This is a genomic window from Colwellia sp. PAMC 21821, assembly GCF_002077175.1.
Classification (GTDB): Bacteria; Pseudomonadota; Gammaproteobacteria; order Enterobacterales; family Alteromonadaceae; genus Cognaticolwellia.
In genome coordinates this window covers 4,749,748-4,774,040 of record NZ_CP014943.1, presented here as the reverse complement: position 1 = coordinate 4,774,040, position 24,293 = coordinate 4,749,748, and the positions used below count along the sequence as shown (strand labels likewise).

General features: G+C 37.4%; 20 protein-coding genes. 10 read left to right on the top strand and 10 right to left on the bottom strand.

Going from position 1 to position 24,293, the window contains the following annotated elements; all coding sequences use genetic code 11:
* Positions 1 to 45: 45 nt before the first annotated feature.
* Together A3Q33_RS19945 and A3Q33_RS19940 are read right to left on the bottom strand one after the other, a co-directional pair.
* The gene (locus A3Q33_RS19945; RefSeq protein WP_081181860.1) at positions 46 to 597 is read right to left on the bottom strand and encodes a septation protein A; all 552 of its coding nucleotides are present in this window, start codon (positions 595 to 597) and stop codon (positions 46 to 48) included.
* Between the two features lie 165 nt (positions 598 to 762).
* Positions 763 to 1,983, bottom strand: a complete 1,221-nt coding sequence (locus A3Q33_RS19940) for a M24 family metallopeptidase (protein ID WP_081181857.1) — start codon at positions 1,981 to 1,983, stop codon at positions 763 to 765.
* A gap of 174 nt (positions 1,984 to 2,157) precedes the next feature.
* Here A3Q33_RS19940 and A3Q33_RS19935 point away from each other — a divergent pair, with 174 nt between their 5' ends.
* From A3Q33_RS19935 to A3Q33_RS19920, 4 genes are all read left to right on the top strand, one after another.
* Positions 2,158 to 3,408: a bifunctional alpha/beta hydrolase/OsmC family protein gene (locus tag A3Q33_RS19935; RefSeq protein WP_081181854.1), complete on the top strand. Its 1,251-nt coding sequence runs from the start codon at positions 2,158 to 2,160 to the stop codon at positions 3,406 to 3,408.
* 120 nt (positions 3,409 to 3,528) lie between these two features.
* Positions 3,529 to 3,738: a hypothetical protein gene (locus A3Q33_RS19930; protein WP_155866818.1), complete on the top strand. Its 210-nt coding sequence runs from the start codon at positions 3,529 to 3,531 to the stop codon at positions 3,736 to 3,738.
* A gap of 192 nt (positions 3,739 to 3,930) precedes the next feature.
* Positions 3,931 to 4,281, top strand: a complete 351-nt coding sequence (locus A3Q33_RS19925) for a DoxX family protein (RefSeq protein ID WP_081181832.1) — start codon at positions 3,931 to 3,933, stop codon at positions 4,279 to 4,281.
* 178 nt (positions 4,282 to 4,459) lie between these two features.
* On the top strand, positions 4,460 to 5,326 hold the full coding sequence (locus A3Q33_RS19920) for a universal stress protein (protein ID WP_081181828.1): 867 nt from the start codon (positions 4,460 to 4,462) through the stop codon (positions 5,324 to 5,326).
* 219 nt (positions 5,327 to 5,545) lie between these two features.
* Here the strand turns inward: A3Q33_RS19920 and A3Q33_RS19915 are convergent, their stop codons facing one another.
* Together A3Q33_RS19915 and A3Q33_RS19910 are read right to left on the bottom strand one after the other, a co-directional pair.
* Positions 5,546 to 6,613 carry a DUF21 domain-containing protein gene (locus A3Q33_RS19915; RefSeq protein WP_081181825.1) on the bottom strand — a complete coding sequence of 356 codons (1,068 nt, stop codon included), beginning with the start codon at positions 6,611 to 6,613 and terminating at the stop codon, positions 5,546 to 5,548.
* Between the two features lie 23 nt (positions 6,614 to 6,636).
* Positions 6,637 to 7,989, bottom strand: coding sequence for a magnesium transporter (locus A3Q33_RS19910; RefSeq protein WP_081181821.1), 1,353 nt, complete (start codon positions 7,987 to 7,989; stop codon positions 6,637 to 6,639).
* 262 nt (positions 7,990 to 8,251) lie between these two features.
* On the opposite strand from A3Q33_RS19910, the gene A3Q33_RS19905 reads away from it, so the two are divergent.
* A complete protein-coding gene (locus tag A3Q33_RS19905; RefSeq protein WP_081181818.1) occupies positions 8,252 to 9,223 on the top strand; it encodes a magnesium transporter CorA family protein in 972 nt (323 codons plus the stop codon).
* A gap of 113 nt (positions 9,224 to 9,336) precedes the next feature.
* Here A3Q33_RS19905 and A3Q33_RS19900 read toward each other — a convergent pair whose 3' ends face one another.
* Positions 9,337 to 10,515 (bottom strand): cation:proton antiporter, encoded by a 1,179-nt coding sequence (locus tag A3Q33_RS19900; protein ID WP_081181814.1) that lies wholly within the window; start codon positions 10,513 to 10,515, stop codon positions 9,337 to 9,339.
* Positions 10,516 to 10,782: 267 nt separating this feature from the next.
* On the opposite strand from A3Q33_RS19900, the gene A3Q33_RS19895 reads away from it, so the two are divergent.
* Genes A3Q33_RS19895 through A3Q33_RS20915 form a run of 3 tightly spaced genes read left to right on the top strand, consistent with a single transcriptional unit; the run spans position 10,783 to position 16,822 of the window.
* Positions 10,783 to 12,570 carry an autotransporter assembly complex protein TamA gene (locus A3Q33_RS19895; RefSeq protein ID WP_196798012.1) on the top strand — a complete coding sequence of 596 codons (1,788 nt, stop codon included), beginning with the start codon at positions 10,783 to 10,785 and terminating at the stop codon, positions 12,568 to 12,570.
* Complete coding sequence (locus A3Q33_RS19890; protein WP_081181809.1) at positions 12,567 to 16,304, top strand: translocation/assembly module TamB domain-containing protein; 3,738 nt, start codon at positions 12,567 to 12,569, stop codon at positions 16,302 to 16,304. The genes A3Q33_RS19895 and A3Q33_RS19890 overlap by 4 nt, the downstream gene beginning before the upstream one ends.
* A 41-nt stretch (positions 16,305 to 16,345) precedes the next feature.
* Positions 16,346 to 16,822 carry a hypothetical protein gene (locus A3Q33_RS20915; protein ID WP_081181807.1) on the top strand — a complete coding sequence of 159 codons (477 nt, stop codon included), beginning with the start codon at positions 16,346 to 16,348 and terminating at the stop codon, positions 16,820 to 16,822.
* A gap of 82 nt (positions 16,823 to 16,904) precedes the next feature.
* Here A3Q33_RS20915 and A3Q33_RS19880 read toward each other — a convergent pair whose 3' ends face one another.
* Positions 16,905 to 17,744, bottom strand: coding sequence for a universal stress protein (locus A3Q33_RS19880; protein WP_081181804.1), 840 nt, complete (start codon positions 17,742 to 17,744; stop codon positions 16,905 to 16,907).
* 412 nt (positions 17,745 to 18,156) lie between these two features.
* Here A3Q33_RS19880 and A3Q33_RS19875 point away from each other — a divergent pair, with 412 nt between their 5' ends.
* Both A3Q33_RS19875 and A3Q33_RS19870 read left to right on the top strand, forming a co-directional pair.
* Positions 18,157 to 18,945: a DUF432 domain-containing protein gene (locus A3Q33_RS19875; RefSeq protein WP_081181800.1), complete on the top strand. Its 789-nt coding sequence runs from the start codon at positions 18,157 to 18,159 to the stop codon at positions 18,943 to 18,945.
* Between the two features lie 179 nt (positions 18,946 to 19,124).
* Positions 19,125 to 19,835: a mechanosensitive ion channel family protein gene (locus tag A3Q33_RS19870; RefSeq protein WP_353615511.1), complete on the top strand. Its 711-nt coding sequence runs from the start codon at positions 19,125 to 19,127 to the stop codon at positions 19,833 to 19,835.
* 208 nt (positions 19,836 to 20,043) lie between these two features.
* Here A3Q33_RS19870 and A3Q33_RS19865 read toward each other — a convergent pair whose 3' ends face one another.
* The 4 genes from A3Q33_RS19865 to A3Q33_RS19850 are packed head-to-tail and all read right to left on the bottom strand — an operon-like array spanning position 20,044 to position 24,286.
* The gene (locus A3Q33_RS19865; protein WP_081181795.1) at positions 20,044 to 20,493 is read right to left on the bottom strand and encodes a group I truncated hemoglobin; all 450 of its coding nucleotides are present in this window, start codon (positions 20,491 to 20,493) and stop codon (positions 20,044 to 20,046) included.
* Positions 20,493 to 21,326, bottom strand: a complete 834-nt coding sequence (locus tag A3Q33_RS19860) for a DUF3034 family protein (RefSeq protein ID WP_081181792.1) — start codon at positions 21,324 to 21,326, stop codon at positions 20,493 to 20,495. Before A3Q33_RS19860 ends, A3Q33_RS19865 begins: the two co-directional genes overlap by 1 nt.
* On the bottom strand, positions 21,319 to 23,637 hold the full coding sequence (locus A3Q33_RS19855; protein WP_081181789.1) for a bifunctional diguanylate cyclase/phosphodiesterase: 2,319 nt from the start codon (positions 23,635 to 23,637) through the stop codon (positions 21,319 to 21,321). The genes A3Q33_RS19860 and A3Q33_RS19855 overlap by 8 nt, the downstream gene beginning before the upstream one ends.
* The gene (locus tag A3Q33_RS19850) at positions 23,627 to 24,286 is read right to left on the bottom strand and encodes a methylamine utilization protein (RefSeq protein ID WP_081181786.1); all 660 of its coding nucleotides are present in this window, start codon (positions 24,284 to 24,286) and stop codon (positions 23,627 to 23,629) included. The genes A3Q33_RS19855 and A3Q33_RS19850 overlap by 11 nt, the downstream gene beginning before the upstream one ends.
* Positions 24,287 to 24,293 lie beyond the last annotated feature (7 nt).

Sequence of the window (24,293 nt, the reverse complement as noted above, 5' to 3'; positions counted from 1 at the left end):
AAAAAATTATTATTTAATTAACAGCCGCGAAAAACGCATGCCAAGCTATTCTTGCTTTTCTTCTTCTTTTTCTTCCGGCATATATTTATACAATGATATTATCGAGCCAATAGCAAACACAAAAGTTAACGCCGTTAAGCCAAATACTTTAAAGTTAACCCAGGTTTCTAAGCTAAAGTTAAAGGCAATGTACCAATTGAGGAAACCACATAGGGCAAAGAACAGCGCCCAAGCAAGATTTAATCTATTCCAGATGTTTTCGGGTAAGGTTAAGGCTTCACCTAAAAACTCTTTCATAATATTTTTATTAAATACTTTTTGACTAACGATCAGCGCAATAGCAAAAATACCTTGGATAATAGTTACCTTCCATTTTAAAAAGGTATCGTCATGCATATAAATAGTAAGGCCGCCAAATACGGCAATTAAACCAAAGAAAATTAGATTTCTTTTTGGAATTGGCTGTTTTCGTATTAAGAAATAGGCTATTTGTATAGCAGATGCAACGATTAATGAGGCAGTTGCCCAATAAATATCGGCAAACTTATAAAAAACGAAAAAAATTACTAACGGAATGTATTCTAAAAATGCGTGCATAAGCTCGATATCAAAAATTATAATGTATTGATTCTATCCAAAGCCAAAGACATACGCCAATCTATTTGCTGCTACAAAGTGTATTAGTTTTTAGAGGTCAGGATAAACGAGACATTTAGTCCTGACTTCTAGCATAAAAAACAACCAATGTGGTTTGTGTTTTGTTTAAGCTTGTTGATAGCCAAACGGGTCGTCAATCGAATATGAAGGCTCAGTAAACCACTTAGCGCCTGTGTCAGTCATATAAAAATGGTCTTCTAATCGAATACCAAATTCATTAGGTATTACCAACATAGGTTCATTGGAAAAACACATGCCTTTAGCAAGAGGTGTTCTATCGCTTCGCACGAGATATGGCCATTCGTGAATGTCTAAACCTACACCATGTCCTGTTCTATGCGGGCAGCCAGGTGTTTGATAATCGGGGCCTAAATCTTGACTTGCTAAATAATCTCTTGCTGCAACATCCACATCACCGCAAGCTACGCCAATTTTGGCAGCGTCAAAGGCGGCTTTCTGTGCTAGTTTTTCTATTTGCCACATGTCACGTTGGCGCTGATTTGGCTCGCCAAAAACGTAAGTACGAGTAATATCAGAGTTATATCCTTCAACCTGGCAGCCAGTGTCAATTAATACAATGTCATTTTTTTCTAAGGTTTTTGGTGATTTAACACCGTGTGGATAAGATGAATCTTCACCAAAGAGCACAATACAAAAATATGAGCCAGCAGGTGCACCCACTTTACGATGTGCTTGGTCGATAAAATTAGTAACTTCTTGTGTAGTAATACCGACATGTAATATACGTGCTACAGCTTTATGAACCTCTATGGTCATATCTTTTGCTTGTTGCAATAAGGCAATTTCGGTGTCTGATTTTTCTGCACGACAACCTGCAGTTACACATTTTGCATCAACGAGTTCTAACTCGGGAGCGGCTTTTTTAATACCATCAGCAATAAAAAAAGCGGCAGACTCATCAATGGCTAATCGGCCAGAAGTAATGCCCAATTGTGTTAAGGTTTGCTTAACGAGCTGATAAGGGCTTTCATGTTCTTGCCAACCTTTTATTTCGCCTTTAATCGTCATATATTGACTAAGCGTATTCACTTCAAAGAAGGGTGTAATATATTTAATTTCTCCTTGTTGAGGAATAATAGCGCCCACCATACGTTCGCTGGCGTACCATCGCGTACCGGTAAAGTAATATAGGTTGGTTCCAGCGTCGATATAGGTGGCCGCAATATTATTTTTAGCCATAATTTTTTGCGCTTTCGCAATGCGCTGATTTAATTCAGCCTCAGTTATTGCTTGGACTTGACCAGTCATATTGACTAACTTCTCAAGTTCAATTTTTGCGGTAGAGCCGCCCACACCTATAGTCATACTTGTTCCTTAAAAAATTTGATTAACATCGGTATATTTTATACAAAATAATATGCAATGTATCGCAAAAATTTAACTAGTATTATGATAAAAGAAATTTTTATTAAAACCTTACGGTCAATATGAGTAGCGCAGCAATGTGACTAATTGACGAACTTACAAAAAGGGTTATATATGCGCACAAAAGTTGAATTTATCAGCGGTGAACACAAACTGAGTGGATTACTGGAAACGCCAGAATCTGATGTGAAATTTTATGCCTTATTCGCGCATTGTTTTACCTGTGGCAAAGACATTGCAGCGGCATCAAGAATTAGTCGAGCTTTAATGCGTAAAGGTATTGCAGTGTTAAGGTTTGATTTTACCGGTTTAGGCAATAGTGATGGTGACTTTGCGAATAGTAACTTTTCCTCAAATATAAAAGATTTAATTGCTGCAGCGAATTTTCTCCGTGTAGAATATCAAGCGCCTCGCCTACTCATTGGCCATAGCTTAGGTGGTGCGGCGGTACTTAATGTTGCTCAGCATGTTGAAGAGGCTATGGCCGTTGTTACTATTGGGGCGCCGTCAGATGCAGAGCATGTTGCTCATAACTTTGCCCTACAAATTGATGATATTGAAAAAAATGGCAAAGCTGAAGTCAACTTAGCAGGGCGTGTGTTTACGATCGAAAAACAATTTTTAGATGATATTAAACGCTACGATACCAGCCATATTGGTCAATTAAGAAAGGCGCTCTTAGTCATGCACTCTCCGGTTGACAGCACAGTCAATATCAGTGAAGCGGAGAAAATATATCAAGCGGCATTGCACCCCAAAAGCTTTGTCAGTTTAGATGGTGCCGATCACTTATTAACCAAAAAACGTGACGCCGAATATGCTGCAGACGTAATAGCTGCATGGGCAGGGCGATATATTTCAGTCCCAAGCAATGCTAAAAATAGTACTGAAATCAATGCGGGTGATAACAATTGCGCCCAGGAAAAAGTCGAAGTGATTAAAGGGCATGTTATTGTCGAAGAAAAAAATCATAAATTTACCCAACACGTAAGCACGAATAGTCATTATTGGCTTGCAGATGAACCGCAAAGTGCAGGCGGCGATAATATGGGACCTGATCCCTACGAGCATTTACTTGCCGGTTTAGGCGCTTGCACTGCCATGACACTTCGTATGTACGCGACACGTAAAAAACTTGCCATAAAGCATATCAAAGTTGAGCTAAAACATAGCCGAGATTATCAACAAGACTGCCAAGACTGTGAGGAAAAAAACCAAGGCATTGAAGCTATTATACGTGAAATTAGTTTTGTTGGAGAGTTAGACACCGCCCAACAAACGCGATTTTTAGAAATAGCAGACAAATGTCCAGTTCATAAAACCTTGGATAACAATGTAAAAGTTGTAAGTAAATTGGTAGGCTAATTCTGTGTATTCACAGAGTTATAAATACTGTAAGGCATTAAGCATTTGTTCAATTTTCATTTAAAAACTATAAAGTGTATAGTTCGATAATATTCGGTACGTACACAAATTTTGGTCATTATGTCTAACTCAATGTCTTTAGAAAAAATATTTATGATTTTAGCCATTATATTGGGTTTGGGGTCAACGATTGATTTGCTCTATTCTTTAGTTACCTTGAACTTTCAATTAGCTGAAATATTACGCTGTATATTCAATATCGTTATTGCAGTTTTTTTATATATCTATGCCAGTAAAAAATATAAAGCGAAGCTTGAGTGTGACAGTTAGCTCAAGTGTGGCAGTTAGTTTTAGTGTGACGTTAATAATGCATCGAGACTTAACCGTTGATTTATGCGGTTGAGTTGAGTTAACACCATTGTTTAGCACATAAATTAACAAGTACTTTGTAATAAAAGAACTTTGAAATATAGAACTTTGTAATATAGAGCCTTGTAACAAATGTTGGTGAACGGAGTTTAGATGAAAACTGTTATTAATTTACTGATCGTCATTATCGCATTATTAAGTCTAGCTGCTGGCATTGCTAAAGTTACTCACAGTCCTCAAGAAGTAAAATTTCTGCAAAGCTTCCTGTTCAATGATTTCACGATTACACTTTATGGTGTCATGCAAATTTTAGCGGCTGTTTTACTCTCAGTAGGGGGCTTGTTTTCTCATCAAAGCGCAAAGTTGATAGGCGCTACCATGGTTGCTTTGGGCTTTTTACTTTCGAGTATACTCATTTTTATCAGCGGTAGTTGGATTTTTGGTTTGGTGTCTTTATTGCCGGTTGCGTTAACGGGCTTGATCATTAAAAAATTGCCAAGCTAGCGCTAAAATTTTTTTTAAAACTACTGTTTGTTCGTTGAGTATGTAAGTGTAAATTCGTTAAGTTATATCGCGATAATACACGTAAACATTATTTTTATTAAATACTTGTTTTATATCAAAGAAAATATAGATTTTGTATGCTACTTTTATTATATACACATCAATAAAAGAGGATTTTATGAACAGTATATTCGTTGTCGCCGATTTATCGGATAGCAAACCAGTCGCCATTCAACGCGCTTGTGAACTGGCTAAAAATACCAGTAATTCTTTACATATTGTCTATTTTTGTTATCAAAGTTTACGGCTTATTCAAGATGATCCACAAAAAATACAACAAGCGATACTTGATGCTGTGAGCGATGATGCAAAAAAAGCACTTGCTGATTTAATTCCTAACGGCATTAACTACAGCTTTGAAGTTGTGTGGGAAAAGCGTATTTACAATTGGATAAACAGCTACGCAAAAGAGCATAACCCTCTCATGGTAGTAAAAACTGCACATCGTAGTGAGACCTTTTTATACACTTCGACCGACTGGCAATTATTGCGCGAATGCCCTGCACCGGTATTTATTGTTAGCGATAATAAATGGCGTAAATCGCCCAATGTTTTAGCCGCTATTGACCTAGAAACAAAACGTAAAAGCAAACAAGCACTTAATCATCAAATATTAAAAGCAGCAAAAACATTTGCCGAAACCAACGACGCTGAGCTCTTTGTGTGTTACACCGTAATGTTTTCAAAAGTATTACGTGATTTAGGCATACATTATAAAGATGAGTTAGAAAGTAAAGCAAAGAAAACCTTAAAGAGTGAAGTTGAAAAATTGGCCGCTGAATATGATATTCCCGTCGCTAATTTTTTCATTAAAGCAGGCGACCCAGAAAAGGTAATTCCGAGTATTGCGGCAAAGGAAAAAGCAGGTGTAGTGGTTATCGGCACCGTTGGACGTAAAGGTTTAAAAGCGAAAGTGTTAGGTAATACCGCAGAGAAGATTTTAAGCTTGTTAAAATCAGACGTGCTAGCTTTAAAACCTGAGTAAATAAGTCATTACCAAACTAAAATATAGCTAAGTAACAGGCTGCAGATAATAGATGCTAGTTGATAGATAAAAGGTGATAGATAAAAGGTACTAGGTCATTAAACTATAACCGAAGTATCACTCAATTGTTGTTTTGCTATTTTTGATAAAAATGATAAAAAAACTTCGGCTAAATACATAGCCGAAGTTCATTTTTTGATAACGTGCTCTAGCGCTGAATTATGACTTTTCAGCGTTAATTAGTTCTGCTACTTTTTCGTTATGCTGCACTAGCGGCAGCATGCCTTTAAGCAAGCGTCCAAAAATATCAGCACCGGTAATAATTCGTCTAGTTTCACCCCACACCAACAGCACATCGTGCTCAATCACGCCATCAAAGTTCTTATCAGTTGACGTATTCACCTTCATTTTTAAAATAGCTTCATTTAACGAGGTTGTTTCATCGGTAATAACAACTGGGCGATGGCAAAAGTTGTAAGGGTCAAAATTTTCTGACTGAAACAGTGCGCTTCGTAAAAAGCCATCTGCATCAATAACCAACAACGGGGTACCTTCAAGATTTGTAATCACCACCCAACTATGACCTGACTGGTTAAGCATGGTTAAAAACGGATCGTTCGGACCGGTATAAGTATCGGGCAAAATAGGCAAATCAAGTTTTGTCGGTAAGGCGATAATAGAATGAGGGTCTATCACTTCACCTTCTTCAGTCACTTTAATTTCATCAAGCGCAAAAAAGTTTAATGCACCAATACCTTCAACATGGTTCAAGTCTGCTTCTTCAGCACGTATATGCTCTTTAATGATGTTACCTAATTCACTCTCGCCTAAATAGGTAATACCTTCTTTACCCAACCAAGCGTCAAGTATTAAAGCACTTGGACGTGCAACAGGGTAAAGCACAAATTGATAGAAGCGAATTATTGGTGCCAGCATGCTACCCATTTTTAAAGCATTACGAGAAAAGTAAGCTTGTGGTGTTATCTCACCAATAATGGTTATCGCTATTGTTGAGAATAAAAATGCACCAACACCGGCCAATACTGAATCTGACAACATGGTTAATAAAACATTAATTCCAACATTACCCCATAAAATAGTGGCCAGTAAAAAGTTAGAATCGTTTCTCAGTGTTAAAACAATTTTTGCTGCTTTATTGCCTTTATTTGCTTCAACTTCTAGCTGTAATCTACTGAGCGAAAAAAAGGCTAAATTTAATCCTGAAAAAATAGCCGATTGTGAAATACAAAACACAATAGCAATCCAGGTGATAGTTTCTACGGGCATTACTTAAATCCTCTTTTACTTTTCTATAGTAGCAGTAAGCTACCTAATCCTAAAAACACAACAAAACCAACAATATCAGTTACTGTGGTTAAAATAACTGCGCCAGATAAAGCCGGGTCGATATTCAATTTGTTTAATATAGCCGGGATCATAACGCCCGATGCCGATGCCGTCAGTAAATTTAATAAGATTGCTAAGGCAATCACTAAGCTTAGCTCTGCACTGTCAAACCAAAAGTAGGTGATAGCACCAATAACAACAGACCAAATTATGCCATTTAGCCCACCGACTTTTAATTCTTTTCGCAGTAGCACCTTTCTGTTTTGTTCTGTTATTTGGCCCAATGCCATACCTCGAACAATAACGGTTAAGGTTTGGCTACCAGAAACCCCACCCATAGATGCAACTACTGGCATTAAAACGGCCAAAGCGACCACTTGTTGTAGTGTTGCTTCAAAAAAACCAATAAACCAAGAAGCTAAAAAAGCGGTCAGTAAATTAATGCCAAGCCAAATACCACGGTTTTTCGCACTAGTTCTAACGCTAGAAAATAAGTCTTCGTCGGTAGTTAAACCCGCAGCACTATTGATTTGCTCTGTCTGCGTTTCTTGTTTTACTTGATAAGCTGTTTCAACGGTAAAACGGCCAAGAAAATGATCGTTTTCATCAACGACAGGTAACGACATTTTGCCCGATAAAATTACCGCATCAGCGGCTGCTGTTAACTCTTCATGACCATTAAGTCGAATTATTTCAGGCGAAAAAAGCGTTTTTAAAGTGCTTTCACCGTCACTTTGGATCAAACTGTTGATGTCGACCGTACCGGTTAAAACACCTTCTTTATTTACCGCATAAAAATCTTCGGTATAGGGCGATAAACCTTTTTGTAATAGCAACTGAGCACTGGTTATTTTAAGCTTTTCCGAAATGCGGACATAATTGTAATCTAACCAATGGCCGACTTCATCAACGGTAAATTGCTGTGCCTGTTGGTATAACTTGCGTTGTGAATCGTCTAAGCTTTTTATGGCATACTTTAGTAAGCGACTGGGTATTTCTTCTGCTATTTCAATTACATCATCAACGTCAAGTTGAGCAAGTAAATCGAAACATTCTTCATCGCTTAATGCCTGTATTAAACTTGTTCTTGTGCCTTGCCCCATATCGACAAAAGCAGCTCTTTGCGTTTCTTCTGGATAAGTAGCCCAAACACTTAAGCGTTTATCTTGCGGTAGGGCTTCAATCAACAAGGCAAATTGTTCAGCCACTAGTGTTTCATTTGCAGCAAGCATAATACTAGCAATGTCTTGCTCGTGCTCTGCAATGAGAATATCGTCGATGACTAAGGATAATTTATCAATGGCATTTTCTAACATTCGTTTATCCTTAAAACCGTTTTAATAACGGGATATGATCTTTATTAGTTGAGTATCTGTATATCATGTGTGATTAGCTATTATGATATTAATTTTATTCGTATTTATAGCTAATTGTATTACAATCAAGTGGAAAATAGTTAACTTCTTTTGAAAGTTTTCTTTGTTACTGACTTTGTGCCTAAATATTAAAATATCAAAATATTCAAGGCCAGGGTTAATAAAACATCCCGTTTAATGCGGGGCATATAGAGAGTATATAATGATAAAATGTATGTTGATATCACCAACGGAAAAAACCGTAATTGGTAGTAGTGAATTAATTAGCCAATGGCAAGAAAATGATGATACTACACTGTGGATTGATCTTGATAACGTTGAAGTAGAAGAAGAAAAAAAAATATTAACACAGTTTAATTGTCACCCCCTTGCGATTAGTGATGCGCTTCGTGAACGCCATCCTCCTAAAATTGAATTGTTTAAAGATTATATATTTATGCTGTATCGCGGCATAGTGGCTAATGAAGACAGCCTTAATTTTAACCATTTACAAGTAAGCTTGTTTATCGGTAAACGCGTGTTAATAACTCGACACCCAAAAAGCTCTTTAGCGATTAACGAATTATTTAACGAAGTGGGTGAGAAACACCTTAAACGCAGCCCAATACATTTGGCGCTTAAACTTTTTCACAGCAGTTGTGGGTTCTATCTTAAGGAAATGTTTAATTTTGAAGCTGAACTAGAAAGAATTGAAGATGACTTCCAGTTAAGCGGTAATGACCAGATGATGAAGCAAATTACCTCATACCGCTCACAATTGGTAAAAATAAGACGTACCTTTAATTACCACGTTAACATGGGCGAAACCTTAAAAGCCTATGTAGAAGATGAAGATACAGACTTAATCACCGATAAAGAAACTCACACGGTTACTGATTTGCGTGAACGTTTAGATCGTCTACTAAGTTTGTCACAAATGTATTACGATATTTGTGGTGATTTAATTAACGGTTATATGTCGGTAACTTCTCATCAACTGAATGCTACCATGCGGGTATTAACGGTGATCACGGCATTATTTGTGCCTTTAACCTTTCTCGCCGGTATCTATGGCATGAACTTTGAGTATATACCTGAGCTAAAAGCCGATAATGGCTATTTCATTTTATTAGGTGTAATGGCTGTGGTTTCGGTAGTATTACTTGTAGTGTTTAAGAAAAAACGTTGGTTATAGCAACCTTAACCTTGATCTTAAACTTTAAGGCCTAAGCCTTAAGCCTATGAATCAGGAGTTATACCGTGTTTAACGAGATAACTCCTGATGTTACAAAACTCCAAATATTTATTTTAAACGGGCTCTTTAGCCGGGTTATGATTGAATTTAAGCCATTTTTTACTCATGCCAATCCAAACAGGACTCGTGAGTAAAGACAATGAAATAACACATAAGGCTAATTGATAGCCGTACTCATTAATAATATTGGCCTGATATCCAACCGCTGCCAAGACAAAACTAAACTCTCCAATTTGTGACAACAACACCCCAGCATAAAGACTTTCTTTCCAACTAAATTTAGACAGTTTTAAAATAATAGCATTGATAAAAATATTGGTGACCAGAGCAGCCATGACCAGAATAGCGGTTTGCTGCCAATGACTGATCAGAAAGCTAACATCAAGCAACATACCTACAGAGACAAAAAATAGCGCGACAAATAGTACTTTAAAAGAGTCTAATGTACGATGAACCCACAGTGTTTCTTTCGCTGCGCCGACTAACATACCGGCAATAAAAGCGCCTAAAGCCGTCGATAATTCAAACCATGCTGTTAGCGTTGCCAAGCCAAAACAAATACCTAATGCAGCAAAAAGTTGTAATTCTCTATCATCTTTTAGCCATTTTGACAGCGGTAAGTGCACCTGTTTACGAGTGATGATAAAGCCAAATAGCACGATGGCGAATATGGTACCTACACCTTGCTTAACTAATTGAACATTATCGATATTACCGGCACCTAGCAAACCTATGATGATCAGCATAGGAATAATCGCTAGGTCTTGTGCCAGTAAAATACCTAAAGCGCTTTGACCTAAGCTCGATGAAAGCATGCCATTATCTTGTAATAATTTAATAACAATAGCGGTACTACTCAGGCTAATAACAAAGCCAATTAATACAATTCTAGCTAAGCTCCAATCAAACCAAAGCCCTAGTAACCAAACACAGCCCACACTTAATAAAATTTGCATCAGTGTGCCGAAAATAATGAGCTTCCAGTTTTCAACTAATTTATGAATGTCAGTTTCCATGCCGACAAAAAATAGCAGTAAAACCACACCTGCAGTACCTAAACGCGAAATGCTTTCAATGTCGGTGACTAAACCAAAGCCCCAGGGGCCAATAACAATGCCAGCAATTAAGTAAGCAACCACATGCGGTTGGCGAAAAAACTTCAAAATAAAACCTAGCAGTAATATAAAGAAAATAGCGCCAACCGCTTGCGGTAAAAATGGGTCCATATGCATAGGTGTTAACCTTTTAAAATTAGTATTGAGAGTAAATAGGTAAATTTACATGTAGAGTTTCTGGTTATATATGTCGATGGTTTTTGATAAAGTTAAGGGCCAGAAATCAGTGATTTTAACGTTATTGTAAACCACTTTATTTTATAGCGGCTACGTTTTCTTCCAATTTGAAGCAAATAGTATTTATTTAATGATCTCATGTTACAAAGTCGTCATAATTATCATCTGCTGTGCAATTTTTATCAGTTAAACAACCATGGAAAAATATTGAAATATCTGAATTATCCCTACAGTACTCGCAGTACTCGCGTAATTTATAGCTTAGTTTCTGTGTTTATGTTGCTCAGTGCCTTTAAAGTGCAGTCAGCAGAGCCCGATGTTAAGCTCGGGACCCACCTTAATATTATCGGTGTTGAAGCGGCCTTTAAAACTAATATTTTGCGTAATTTAAGTACTAACGAAAATATTATTCCCTTGTCTTTGCTTGGTTTTCCGCAATCTGACACGTATATTTTAAATAAAGCTCGCAGCGCATTGCAAGCGTTGGGCTATTACCAACCAACGTTAACCTTGGCCGACGATAAACAAGGCAAAGTATTAACCATTGAATTACAAGCGCCTGTGCGCTGGAACAATACCCGTATTTTGCTCAACTGTGAGAGTGAAATTGAGGAAGTATCCAAGCTTGTTGCGAAACATCCGTTTTTAAAAGGTAAAGTGATTAATCATGGCGAATACAGTCAATTTAAATCTACGATACAGCGTGTAGCACAAGAGTTAGGTTTGTTGAACGCATCATTTACCGCAAGTGCATTAAATGTTGATGTTGCAAAGCTACAAGCGAATGTTGATTGGACTTTTAATTGTGGGGCCCGCTATACCATTAATAATATTACCATTGAAGGGACTGTTTTATCTCATGACTTAGTTAATAGTTATTCAACTATTCGCACAGGAGACGTATATAGTCAGCTCGATATCATTGCAAGCCAGCAAGCACTTAATCGATCGGGTTTTTTCAAATCAGTGGTTGTTGATCAGTCTGTTAACCATGTAACCCAAAAGGTCGATGTTAACCTTTCAATACTTGATACTGAGAAATATGAACTAAAAACGCTATTGGGTTATGGTACTGACAGTGGAGGAAAGCTAGGTGTTAGTTGGAGAAATAGACGGGTAAACAATAGAGCTCATCAATACGTTGCCTCGGTCGACTTCAACCAAGTAAAACTAGACAATGCTGATATACACGCAACGTTTCAATATGAAATACCTTTAGATAAAGCCAGCAGCAAGTGGATAAACCAACTGAGCTATGAAATTAAAAATGAGGAAATAGGCCGTAGCAAAATACTCACGTTAGAGTCTATTTTAGCGAATAAAATTGATCCCCATTGGTCTAGTCAGTGGTCAATCGCGATGGCACAAGAGCAATTAGAGTCTGAGGCGGATGTAAATCAGAACCTTAAATATATTGTGCCCTCATGGCAATTAAACTATTACAGTGTTACCGATCCCTTTTCAGCCATTGAAGGTTGGCGTTGGCAAAGTACTATTCGTTTCAGTAGTGAACAGATGAGCACTCCTGATATAAAATTCTTACAAACTGACCAAAAGGTAAAGCGTATTTGGTCGCTAAATGACGACTGGCGCTTATTGGTGCGTGCCCGTATAGGCACAACTTGGATGGATACTGAAGACTTTAAACGTTCCATGCCGTCTACCTATCGTTTTTTTGCGGGTGGTGATGTCTCAGTCAGAGGCTATGAACATCAAAGTTTATCACCCCTTGATAATGAAATTTCTATCGGCGGTAAACATCTATTCACCTCAGGTATTGAAGTAGATTATTTGTTTTATGAAAGCTTTCGTTGGGCGGTATTTACTGACCAAGGTAATGCTTTTAATGACTGGAAAGATTGGGAGTTGGAAAAGTCAGTGGGTACAGGTTTAAGGTGGGTAACACCAATTGGTGCTATTCGACTTGATATTGCTAAGGCACTTGATGGTGACAAGGCGTGGCGCTTTCATATTACTATTGGGCCTGATCTATGAACTACATCAAAAAGAAAGCACTGTTAAAGTGGTTCAGCCTAGTGTCAACAGTGTTAATTGCTATTGTGCTGTTAATGCTGACATGGCTTTATACTACTGAATCAGGTTTGCAGTGGTTAGTTAAACGCGGGGCACAATTTCAACCACAAGCGCTGAGTATAGGTAAAGTCAGCGGCACATTAAGCTCGCGTATATATTTAACAGAACTTAATTGGCAAGAGCCAGGTACAACTTTAAGCGTTAAAGATATCGCAGTTGACTGCCAGTGGTTGACCTTAATTGACAAGATAGTGACTTGCGATAACATCAATCTAGGCGCGTTAGATGTGTCGATAATGAGCGATAAAAAAGCCCCTAATTCACAAGCCGCTTTACCAGAACTTAACACGGTAAAATTACCCGTCGAAGTTAAGGTTAAGCAAATTAGTATTGCCGCAATAAGCTATCAAGCAACAACACCTGAAATAACGACAGCAAGTGAAAATATACCCGAAGAAAGCGTCCAATACACTATTACTGCGTTAGCGTTAACAAAAATAGCACTAGCAGGCAGCAAAGCAAGTGTAGGGGCCTTAAACTTTACCATTGATGAACATAATATTGCGGTATCTGGCGATATCGATATGCGTAAAAAATGGCAACATCAGCTGGTAATTAATGTTCAAGGACCAAAGCTTTCTGCCAACGTAAAATCCAAAGGGCGTATAAGCGAATCATCAAAATTAACCTTAAAATTGCAATCGCCTAATCAATTACTGGTAACTAGTGATTGGTTTTATAATCAAGGGTTGTTTTTAAAAAATGGCAAATTAACAGCAGAAAAACAGCAAGTACCATTGGCTAGTGAAAAACTTATTGTTGAACAAGTTAAAGCAAACTTTGCGCTTACTTGGCCTAAATTAACGGCTAACGTGCAAGCAAAAGCAACTTGGCAGGCGTTTGAACCTATTACCTTAGATGTTAGTACAGAACTGATTAATGTGCTTGATTGGCGAACAAGTACCGCAGCGACTTTGTTATTAAAAAGTGAGCTTAAAGAAGCACAAATAACCTCATCATTACAGCAAGTATTTCCTGATACGATTAATAACGGAAGTGCAGCGATAAAGCAATCATGGCCAGTTCTGGCCAATCTAGATATGAACATCGAGCAGGGCGCTTTTAAGTTTAAAAGTAATGAAATTATATTCGGTGAGCTTTCTGCGGCTTTACAAGGTGAGCTCAATATTGATAATCCAAGCACTGAAAACTTATCGCTAAAAGGGCACGTTGAAGGTCGATCATTAATATTGGAAAATGCGCTACAGGTAAGTGATATCAAAGCAGATTGGCAAATAGAAAAGCAAAGCGCTACATGGTTGGTAACCAGCGAAGGTAAAATTAAGCAGCTAGCCTTAGCAGGTTTTGACGGTAAAAATATTCAATGGTCAATTGATTTTGGTAAACGCTGGTTGGCGGATATTACAGCGGACTCATTCAATATAAATGAAAACGCTGTGGCGGTACCCTTACTAAAATTTTCTGGATTACCAGAAAAGCATAACTTACTAGTCAGCGCAAAATTAGCAGAAAACACATCGGTTAAATTAACCGTTGATGGTCAACTGTTACAAAACAATACCAAGCCTTTGACGCTTGATAGTGAGTTAGCTACAACTATTTGGCAAGTCGATAACCTTGAGTTTAAGGCGCAAAATCAAAAAGAAACATTATTAGTCGCGGCCGATCAACTTCGGCTGAGTGCTGAAAAGCAGCGCATTAAAAATCTATGCCTGAGCGGTAGTGGTAAATTATGTCTTAACGCTGAGAATATAAATCAGCAGTGGTCGGCAGATTTACTTTTCGACCAATGGGCAATGAGCCCGGTTTTTGAGCAAGTTCAAGCATGGCAATCAATCCTACTTAAACAACCTCAAGGTCAGTTGCAGGAAGTAGAAGGAACTGTGACGGGCACCTTAGCTTTGGCCGGTTCGGGTAAAAAATTGGAAAAGGTAACTGCCGATATAACAATTCCTAGTGTTAAATGGCAATCTTCAGAAGTTGAAGTACATGCAAAAGCGTTAACGCTAAATACCCAGCAGCAGCAAGATAAGATTGCAATAACCACACAATGGCAAACGATAAATACCTTGGTAAATTTACCACAGTGGCAATCTGATATTGCTATGCCTAATGGCCAGATTTTGATGTCGATTACGCCGGACTTTAAAGTCGATTTTGATCTAGAACAAACTGATATTAGTCTAAGTATTCCTGATAAAAGCAATAAAGATGAAACGGCATTAACGAAACGTTTATTAACTATTGCCCTGGTCAAGCTGCAAGGTAAATGGCAGCAAGACAAAGTCAGTAGCCGTTTAAATATTATATTACCGGGTGAAGATGAAATAAACGCCGAATTAAACAGTGATTGGCCATTGGTTGACTCTGCTAACATTGGCGGTGACTTATCACTTAATTTAAAAGAGTTTGACTGGCTCAAGCAATGGCAAAAAGGAATTGATAAAATAGATATCAGTTTAACGCAAAATTTTACGTTAGCAGGTACTTGGCAAAAACCGTTATTTGATGGCGAGGGTTCACTTGCCATTAATCAATTAATTATTGATGAATATGGTTTAGATATTAGTAACAGCAAAATAAAATTAAGCAGCCAACAAGACAGTATTATATTATTGGGTGAGCTACAAAACCCGCAAGGAGCATTAACCATTGCTGGCGATGCAAAGTTATCTGCGCCAATAAAAGCAAATTTAACTATTGAAGGTCAACAAGTTACTCTGGTCAATAATAGTGATAATAAATTAATTGTTTCGCCGACGTTGAAGGCAAATTATCAAGACAAGCGCTTAACGGTTAACGGTAATTTGGTTGTTGATCAAGCTGATATTAAAATAGCATCTTTGCCAAAACCGGCTATTAATGTCTCTGAAGACCAAGTTATTGTTGATGAAAAAGAGTTAAGCGTTAAAGAATCTCCGTTTGACTATAATATTTCGCTAACGCTTTCAGCAGGTGATAACGTAAGAATCAGCGGCTTTGGTTTATCAAGTGAAATACAGGGCAACTTATCTTCAACACTGCTCTCGGGCCACCCTTTAACCCTTAATGGTCGTTTAGATTTAAAAGATGGTAAATTTGAAGCTTACAAACAAGCCTTAACTATTGAACAGGGACAGATATTGTTTCTTGGTACAGCAGCAAACCCAAGCATTCAATTTCGAGCCATTCGAATGGTTGATGATATAAAGGTAGGGATTATTGCAGATGGTACCATACAGAACCCACGTTTAACTTTGTTTTCAGAACCGACAATGGCAGATGAAAATGTATTGTCACTGCTCATTACCGGCCGTAATTTAGACTCTTTATCGCAACAAGAAGGCAATGCATTGACAAGTGCAGCTATCAGCTTAGGCGTAGGGAGCGTTAATAAATTAGTCCAGAAAATTGGCGAGCAATTAGGACTTAAAGATGTCGAATTTACCAGTAAAAGTGGTAATAACGGCAACAGTACCCGTGTTGATATTGCTGCGAAGATTAATGACCGCTTAAATGTTGGCTATGGCACCAGTATTGATTCTGACAGTGGCGTTCAAGCAGGTTGGAGCATAGAATATAAACTTTCGCCGAGCATATCTTTTGAAGCAATCAGTGGCGATGAAATAAGTGCTAATATTAACTATAAAAAGCAGTTTTCACCAGCCAAAGATACAAAAAAGGATAATGATTAATGTGCCAAATAAAAATAAAAATAAAAATAAAAAGGTAACTTATGTCATCTGATTCAGCCGACTCGACCCCCGAAGTTTTAGTCACCGCGGTAACTATTCCTAAACGTCACCCTTTTATCAATTGGTTACTAGCCATTTTAATCACGGCGCTTGGGGTCTATTTATCGATAATACAATTTGCTGGTTTGGAATGGCTTTCTCGCAGTGGTTGTTTAATTGCAGTACTGGGTGTTTGGTCTGGATTAGGTGGCATAATACAAGAACGTCTCTTAATTGGCCGACTTAATTTTCATCATCGTATATCACTGGCTCGCGCGAAAAGAAACCTGCGAAAATTAAAGGTATCAAACGAAAATATAGAAAGTGAAATTCAAACCTTAGAAGACGACTTTGAAGAAAAAAGCGATAAAATTCTACAAGCAGTCAGGTTACAACTTGGTATTCTTGAGGTTTCTTTACTTATTACCGGTACCTTGTTGTGGGGTTTTGGCGATTTATTTTTTATATTGAATATATAGAGTTAGAGCATTTAAATGAGCAATAATTGATATGACTGATGAACAACCATTAGTTTATTCATCAGTCACAGTTATTGATAACTTAAGGCGTATTAATTAAAACTAAATCGCAATGCTGATGGCTGATCAGCGCCGAAATTGTTGAGCCATTGAGCCACTTATCAAATAAACTGTGCTCTCTACAACCTAGTACGATTAAATCAATTTTATTGTCGTCAGCATAAGTTAGCAAAGCATCTTCGGGGGTTCCTCGCGTAAAGGTTAATAAACTTTTTGGACATTTTACTGTTTTAGCGAAACGATAAACTTGTTCTTTATGCAGTGCTTCAATCTTTTTTTCATATTCAATCGCTAAAGGCGGAATGTGAATCACATGTAATAAAAGCGGCTCTGTTTGCTCGGTAGATAGGCTCCAATGCCGCATAAAGTTAACCACTTTACCGTCTGATTTATTTTCTTCATCATCTTCATGAAAAGGGTCAATTGCCCCTATTGCTTTACCATCAGAAAACCATTTTTCTTGATTTAATATAAATATCGTACTTTTATTGTGACTAATATATTGATTATCAGCCGAGGTAAGGCCTGTTTTAGCGCGAATAATAACGGTTTTATCGAGCGTGTTAGCGTTGCTATTCAACTGTTTCGACCAGTATTTTTCCTTACAGATATTAATACTACTTGTTGGGAAATATTTTTTTATTTTAAGCTCAATTTTAGCCACTTTATTTTGATGGCTAGTTTGTAAATCATCTGAAATAGTAGCGAATTCATTAGAGAAATAACGGCGATCAAAAAAACGTTGATGGTGATGTAAATACCACACAACATTTGCTGAAAATTTATTCTGCAGAATGGTTATTTTAGCAAGAATGGCATGAGTGAGTTCCAAATCTGACAAAACAATATGTAATGTTGTCATGAAGCGTTCCTTGGATGTTGAATAATTAATAGCGATGAAGGCCAGTTTATAAGCGGCATTGGGTATATACACAAGTGACTTAAGATAGCATAATCTATAAATATAGAAAGGTATTGTTGAAAGACATTGTTATACCTATTACGTTAATGCGGTGTTCGACTTTATAGAACCTAAAAAGGGCGATACAGGCAACGTAAATGTTAACATTTAGCCTACGTTAGCAAGTCATTATTTATTTAAATGGGTATAACTCGTTGTGTAGAGCAATATGTAGCTGTTTCTATACAGCGATAACGATTTAATTATTTATGATATTGAAACAACTGACAAATAAGCTGAGTTTGTAGCATTTAATGATCGATTAACTGCGTTTAAGTTAGTTAACGCATAAACAAAAACTGAGAAGAGTAAAATGGCTGAGAATGCATGGTGGGGCGAGTTTACTTTTAGCCTACAACAACAACAGTGCTGGCGAATTGGCGAACGAACTATTATTTTAAAGCGTTTAGAAAATGAATGGAACAGTTGGAACTTAGAAACCGTTACTGAAAATGACGAAGCCATGATTGTTGGCGATCTTGACGATGATTACTGTATAGAACAAGCAAAGTTTGGCCGCTATTTACAACAAGGCACCTCAGAAAAAGTACAGATATTACCCCTGTTAGCCGATCGTTCGGTCGTGGCTCGACCAGATACACCGCTAACTTTGCTCGCAGGAGAAAAAGCACGACTGTACGTTAGTACGCCTGTTTGGTTCTCGGCTAAATTATTACCTAAAGGTGAATGTTTACTAGATTTACCTTTTTGGCGACCCTCTGACTCATGGTTTGGTCCATCTACACGTGTGGGGCAAGTATGTTATGCAAAATATACCGCGGCGCGCATTGAACTGTCCAATATAGAAAAACGGCCACACCGGGCAATTACCCCAATTACTGTTATTAATAATCATGACCAGTCTTTAACAATAGAGCGCATTAATGTGCCTGTCACCTTATTGCATTTGTATGCTGATGAAGAGCAACAACTTTGGACAACGGGGATTTCAGTACATCGAGGCAGTCATGTTGACAATGTTGAATTGCACCTTGATAAACATGCACCGGTTGAAGCGTTATCTTCGACGTTAATTAGCAACCCAAGAGTCGCATCCGGACAAAGTATACTGATACGTAGTATCAGTAGTTTATTTGCTTAACAAAGAGAAATATAGTGAAAGACATCATAGCGTTTATCGAACTACTTAAATCTTCACATTTATTTGCCCTGTGCCAGGCAGTTTTATTATTTATTATAGGTTTTATCCTTGCACGCTTAATAAGCACTGCTGTGGTAAAAGTGGTAAAACATAAAATGACTGCTCATGGGCAATTATTTTTGAAAAGATCAATTTTTTACAGTATTTTAGTTTTGGTAACCTTTTCAGCATTAGACAACGTTGGTATTGATCTAAGCATATTACTAGGTGCTGCGGGTATTTTTACCGTGGCCTTAGGCTTTGCGTCGCAAACATCAGCTTCAAACTTAATCAGTGGTTTATTCCTGATGATTGAGCGGCCATTTTCAATTACCGATGTTATCAAGGTAAATGACATCACCGGTGAAGTCATTTCTATCGATTTACTCTCTGTTAAATTACGTACATTTGACAATTTATTTGTCCGTATTCCCAATGAAAGTATGATTAAAAGTGCCGTAACCACTTTGACTAAATATCCGATCAGACGTGCTGATTTAAAATTGGGTATTGCTTATAAAGAAGATATAGAAAAGGTACGAAAAATACTGCTTGATATAGCGGCGAAAAATTTAATTTGTCTAGAAGAGCCTGCACCTGTTTTCATATTAACGGGTTTTGGTAGCTCGTCGATTGATATTCAATTTTCTGTATGGGCTAGACGAGAAAATTTTCTGGCTTTGAAAAATAGTATGTATACAGACATAAAGAACGCCTTTGATCAGCAGGGCATTGAAATACCATTCCCTCATGTGAGTTTATATGCGGGAACGGCAACTAAGCCATTCCCATTGACTAATGCACTAGATGTAGGGGATAAAGCTGATAAAATGGGTAAAAGCGAGCAGTAATTTAGCAGGTAATTGAACAGTTAATTGAACAGTTAATTGAACAGGTAATTGAACAGGTAATTGAGCAGATAATCAACTTTGTATTGCAAGCTACTGCAGTGTTTTTGTGCTAAAAAAAGCAGCTATTGTAGTGCAGTTAGCACTAGTTGGTATTTAATCTGCTAGCGCTAAAATCGTTGGCGTGTAAATCGTTTTTAGCGCTTAAACATTACATTTTGAAAATGCTTTCTCTTAGCGGAGCTAATCGTGCTAATAATTCGTTTTGGGTAGGGTAACTAATATCTGATGCGTCCATAGCGCCGATAAAAAGTTCAACAAAGTGATTAAATTGGTTGGTATCGATATACATGCCTCGATGAATATCTTGCATCGTATCACCATTATATTCACAAGGACCATCGGTTATGTGGCATAAATACACCGAAAGTTTCTCTTTAAAATGGGTGACATTACTTTGGGCGAAGTGAGAGAAAATAACTTTATCTTTACCAATAATATTGACTAAGTTATCAATAATCTTATCAATTGCCGGCTTTTCGCCTATTTTTTGATACAGGCTTGGGTTGCTGTCGCTACTAATATTGTTAGGTGAAGAACAAGATATGCAGCCGGTAATAAGTATTAAAATTAACGATTGAGTGACTTTTTTTATTTTCATTATAAATACCACATAGTTGATAAATACCAGCCAGTTTGCTTGTCAATGGCAGCGATACGGCCTAAATCAACATAAGCCAACGTAACGCTGAAATGTTTGTTTGGAAACCAGGCAACAAAAACATCTTTCCAGTGATCTTCGCCCAAATTTAAGTTGTCAGGCTTTTGCCTAAACTCAACGCCAACAGCTAAGTGTCGATTTAATAAGATAGCGGTAGATGCTTCTAATTGAATTTTACGCTTTTCATTAGCACCACCAAAACCGAGTAAACCCATTTGATTACTCTTAGTGTGCCTTGCTGTAATGTTCCACAACCAGTTGTAACCGTTAATAAAGCCTAAATGGAGTTTACTCGCGGCGATATAGACGTCAGTTCCAGAGTCTTTTTCTGCGCCTAGAGCGAATGCGACATCACTAGTTTTCAATTTTTTTGACTGAATGCCTAAACTAACTTGCGGTAACCTAGTGTAAACCAGATCACCAAATAAATTAATTTTAGCGCCAATAATCGTTTGTTTTAAATCAAGTTTAAGCGGGTTGACTTCAAAGGTTTGTTTGGCATACGACAATTCTATTTTGTCATATATGTTTGCTTGTACACCACAGCTATCTAATGAAAAGTCTTTAACGGTTACGCGGCTACATGCGGCACTAACCGACATACTATCTTCAGTAGCATAGCCCGCTAACTGTGCCCAAGGCACAATACCACCACCACCAGAACCTTCTATTTGGGAAACGCCAGGCGTAGCAAGAATTTTACCTTCGGCTAAACTGTTAGCTGAAAATACGATGAAAATACAGGCATAAAATAAAGGGGTAAATTTATTCATAACTATTCAACCAAGTTAATAAGTCTGCTGATTTAATTGGACGAGAAATAAAATAACCTTGTACATGATTACATTTCATCGCTTTGAGCATATCTAGAGACGCTTTGTTTTCAACACCTTCAGCGACCACACTTAAGCCTAGTTGGTGGCTTAATTCTATGGTCGATTTAACGATAAATTGATCTTTTTCAGATTTATCTAATTCTAATATAAAAGCTTTATCAATTTTTAACTCATCTATCGGTAATTGTTTTAATTTACCTAAAGAAGATTGCCCAATACCATAATCGTCAACGGAAATTTGAATGCCGGTTTGTTTTAACTGCTTAAGTCGACTCACAACGAGATCTTCGTTCGTCATAATGTCGCGTTCCGTTATTTCTAAGGTAATAAGATAAGGGTCTACATTGTATTGCGAAATTTTTTCGAAAATATAATCAATAAAATCAGCATGAGAAATATCTTGTGCTGAAATATTAATGGCTACTTTGAGCTTTATATCTTTTGCAAGCCACGCTTGTTGCTGTTTAAGTACCGTATCAATTACCCAATGGGTTAATTTAATAATAAGGCCGGACTGCTCAGCTAAATGAATAAATAATTCAGGTGAAACAAATTGTCCATCAGGTTTTATCCAGCGAATTAAGGACTCTACTTTTTCTATTTTACCGTTGTCTAAATTTAGCTTAGGTTGATAAACCATGAACATTTCGCCATTATCGCGTGTCATGGCCTCTCTAAGCTCTTCAAGTAAGTTTAATCGCTCAAGGTAAGCCTCATCTTCACCATCTTTGTATGCTCTTATTGTGGTGTTTTCATGTCTTGCCGCTTCCAAGGCAATCGTGGTTCTTCTGACTAACTCTTTAGCGTTGCTGCTGCGTTCTGGGAACAGGCAGGTACCAATACGATAATTTAAATTCAGCCAGAGCTTATTAACTTGTAAAGGTGCTTTTAAATGCGATAAAAAGTTTTCCACTATGTCGTCATAACTTTCTTTCTGCGCTAAGTTAATCACCAAACAAAACTCAGTTCCCGAAAACCGACCAATCATTAATGTTTTTGCTTGATAAATATTTTTAATACGCTGAGCAATAGCTTTAAGTGCTTCATCGCCGATTTCAGAGCCTAAACTGTCGTTTATACGTTTAAAATATCGTACGTTTATTGTCATGACTAATAATGAAGTTTGTTGTTCATGATCATGTTCTTCAATATGTTTTGAGAGTATTTCCAGAAAGGTAGCACGATTATAAACATCGGTTAACGAGTCATGTTTAGCCTGATAGTTAATTTTAATTTCACGTTGTTCAATTTTACGACCCATTTTAATAAAACTGGAATAAACCTTTAAAACTTCAACACTGCCTTCAGACATAATACCGTTATGCTCATACTTTCCTTGTGCAAAATTACGCGTTAAACGCGTTAATTCATAAAGGGGTTTGGTGAGGCTTCTGGCAATAAAACTACAAGCAAACGCGGTAATAGCAATAATCAACAGCGATATAAACAAAGTAAGAGCAACTAATTTATCAAGTTCAATATAGCTTGGTGTTAAATCGACAGAAAGCAGGGCGATATATTCCTGACCTTGGGTATTAGTAAATATTATGGGTTTATTTTCATAGAGTTTTCTTTCGAACAGTAACCATGATTTATCAGTTTTTCTAAAATGATCGCTGTGGCTGGTATTAGTATATTGTAAAGTCGATATAATCAGGTTGTCTTGGGAAAAAAAGCTCACCTCAATCGCCATTAATCTTTTTAATTCATTAACAAAAGCCTGATCTATCTGGAAACCGATTATAGAATAAGCAATGGTTCTTGGTGCATCAACGGGTAAAACAATCAGCTGGTATAAATTGCCAGCGAGTAACATTAACTGAGTTTTATTTAAGTTTTGCTTTACGGTAATTAGCTTCTCGGTAAAGGTCGGGTCAAAGGTGATTTGATTGTTATTTGAAGAAATAACATTGCCGTTTAAGTCGCTTAATATCATCAAACTGGCGTTAATTCGAGAACTATGGTTGTCTAATACACTCGCTATTGTGCCTTTGTCCCGTGTCGCCACCGCTTGCTTAAAACCAAAGTCTGCCGTTAGTACTTTTGATGCAGTAAGCAGTAATTCTTCTTTGGCTTTTAAATACTCTATGAGTACATGTTCGGCACTGGTTATCCTTTGGTTTATTTGCTGACTGTGCGAGGTTATTGATTTCCATATAGACACAGCTAAAAGACAAGTCACGGTTAAAATAACCAGTGACACACCCAGTAAAGTAATTTGCTTACGTAAGGAAGAATTACTCGCCATTCTGATTAAATATGCTTTGGAAAGTATTTCTTGGCTCTGGCGAGTCAACGACTAAGTTAATAATATATGGGGCTTTGTTGTTTGTTTTTTTAGTTAAATCGGCATAATTAATACTTTTAACGCTTGTCAGAGCGCTGCTATGCCATACATTAACACTGTCGTATTGTATGCCATCGTCCAATGTTGCTAAGCCTTGCTCATCAGTCATTAATACATGTTTTGAACTGGCAATATAAATGTAACCCACCATAGAGTCATGAATATTACACCCTAAAACAGCCACACCGGCATTATTAAACTGTAGCGGCGCTTCTGGTCTTCCTGAGTAAAGCTTGAGTTCAAAGGGGTTTACGGAGGAAAAGGAGTAAACATGATGCCTGATATTGTCACTGTTGGGAAAGTCAACAAAGTCACCTTGATGAATAACCAATACGTCAGGCTTAAAAAGTTTATCAACCTGATCCATAATTAACGTCTTAGGTTTTAATACCGCTGAAGTGGAAAGCGCGGGTACCGAAAACTCTAATACCACATTTTTAAGCGGCAAACCTTGTTGATCTTGCACTAAAAATGAGTCGGCGTTTGCGTGTGCGCAGAGCATAAAAAGCGAAAGAGCAATACTTGAGGTATGTAAAAGTCGATTTTTCATAACTTCC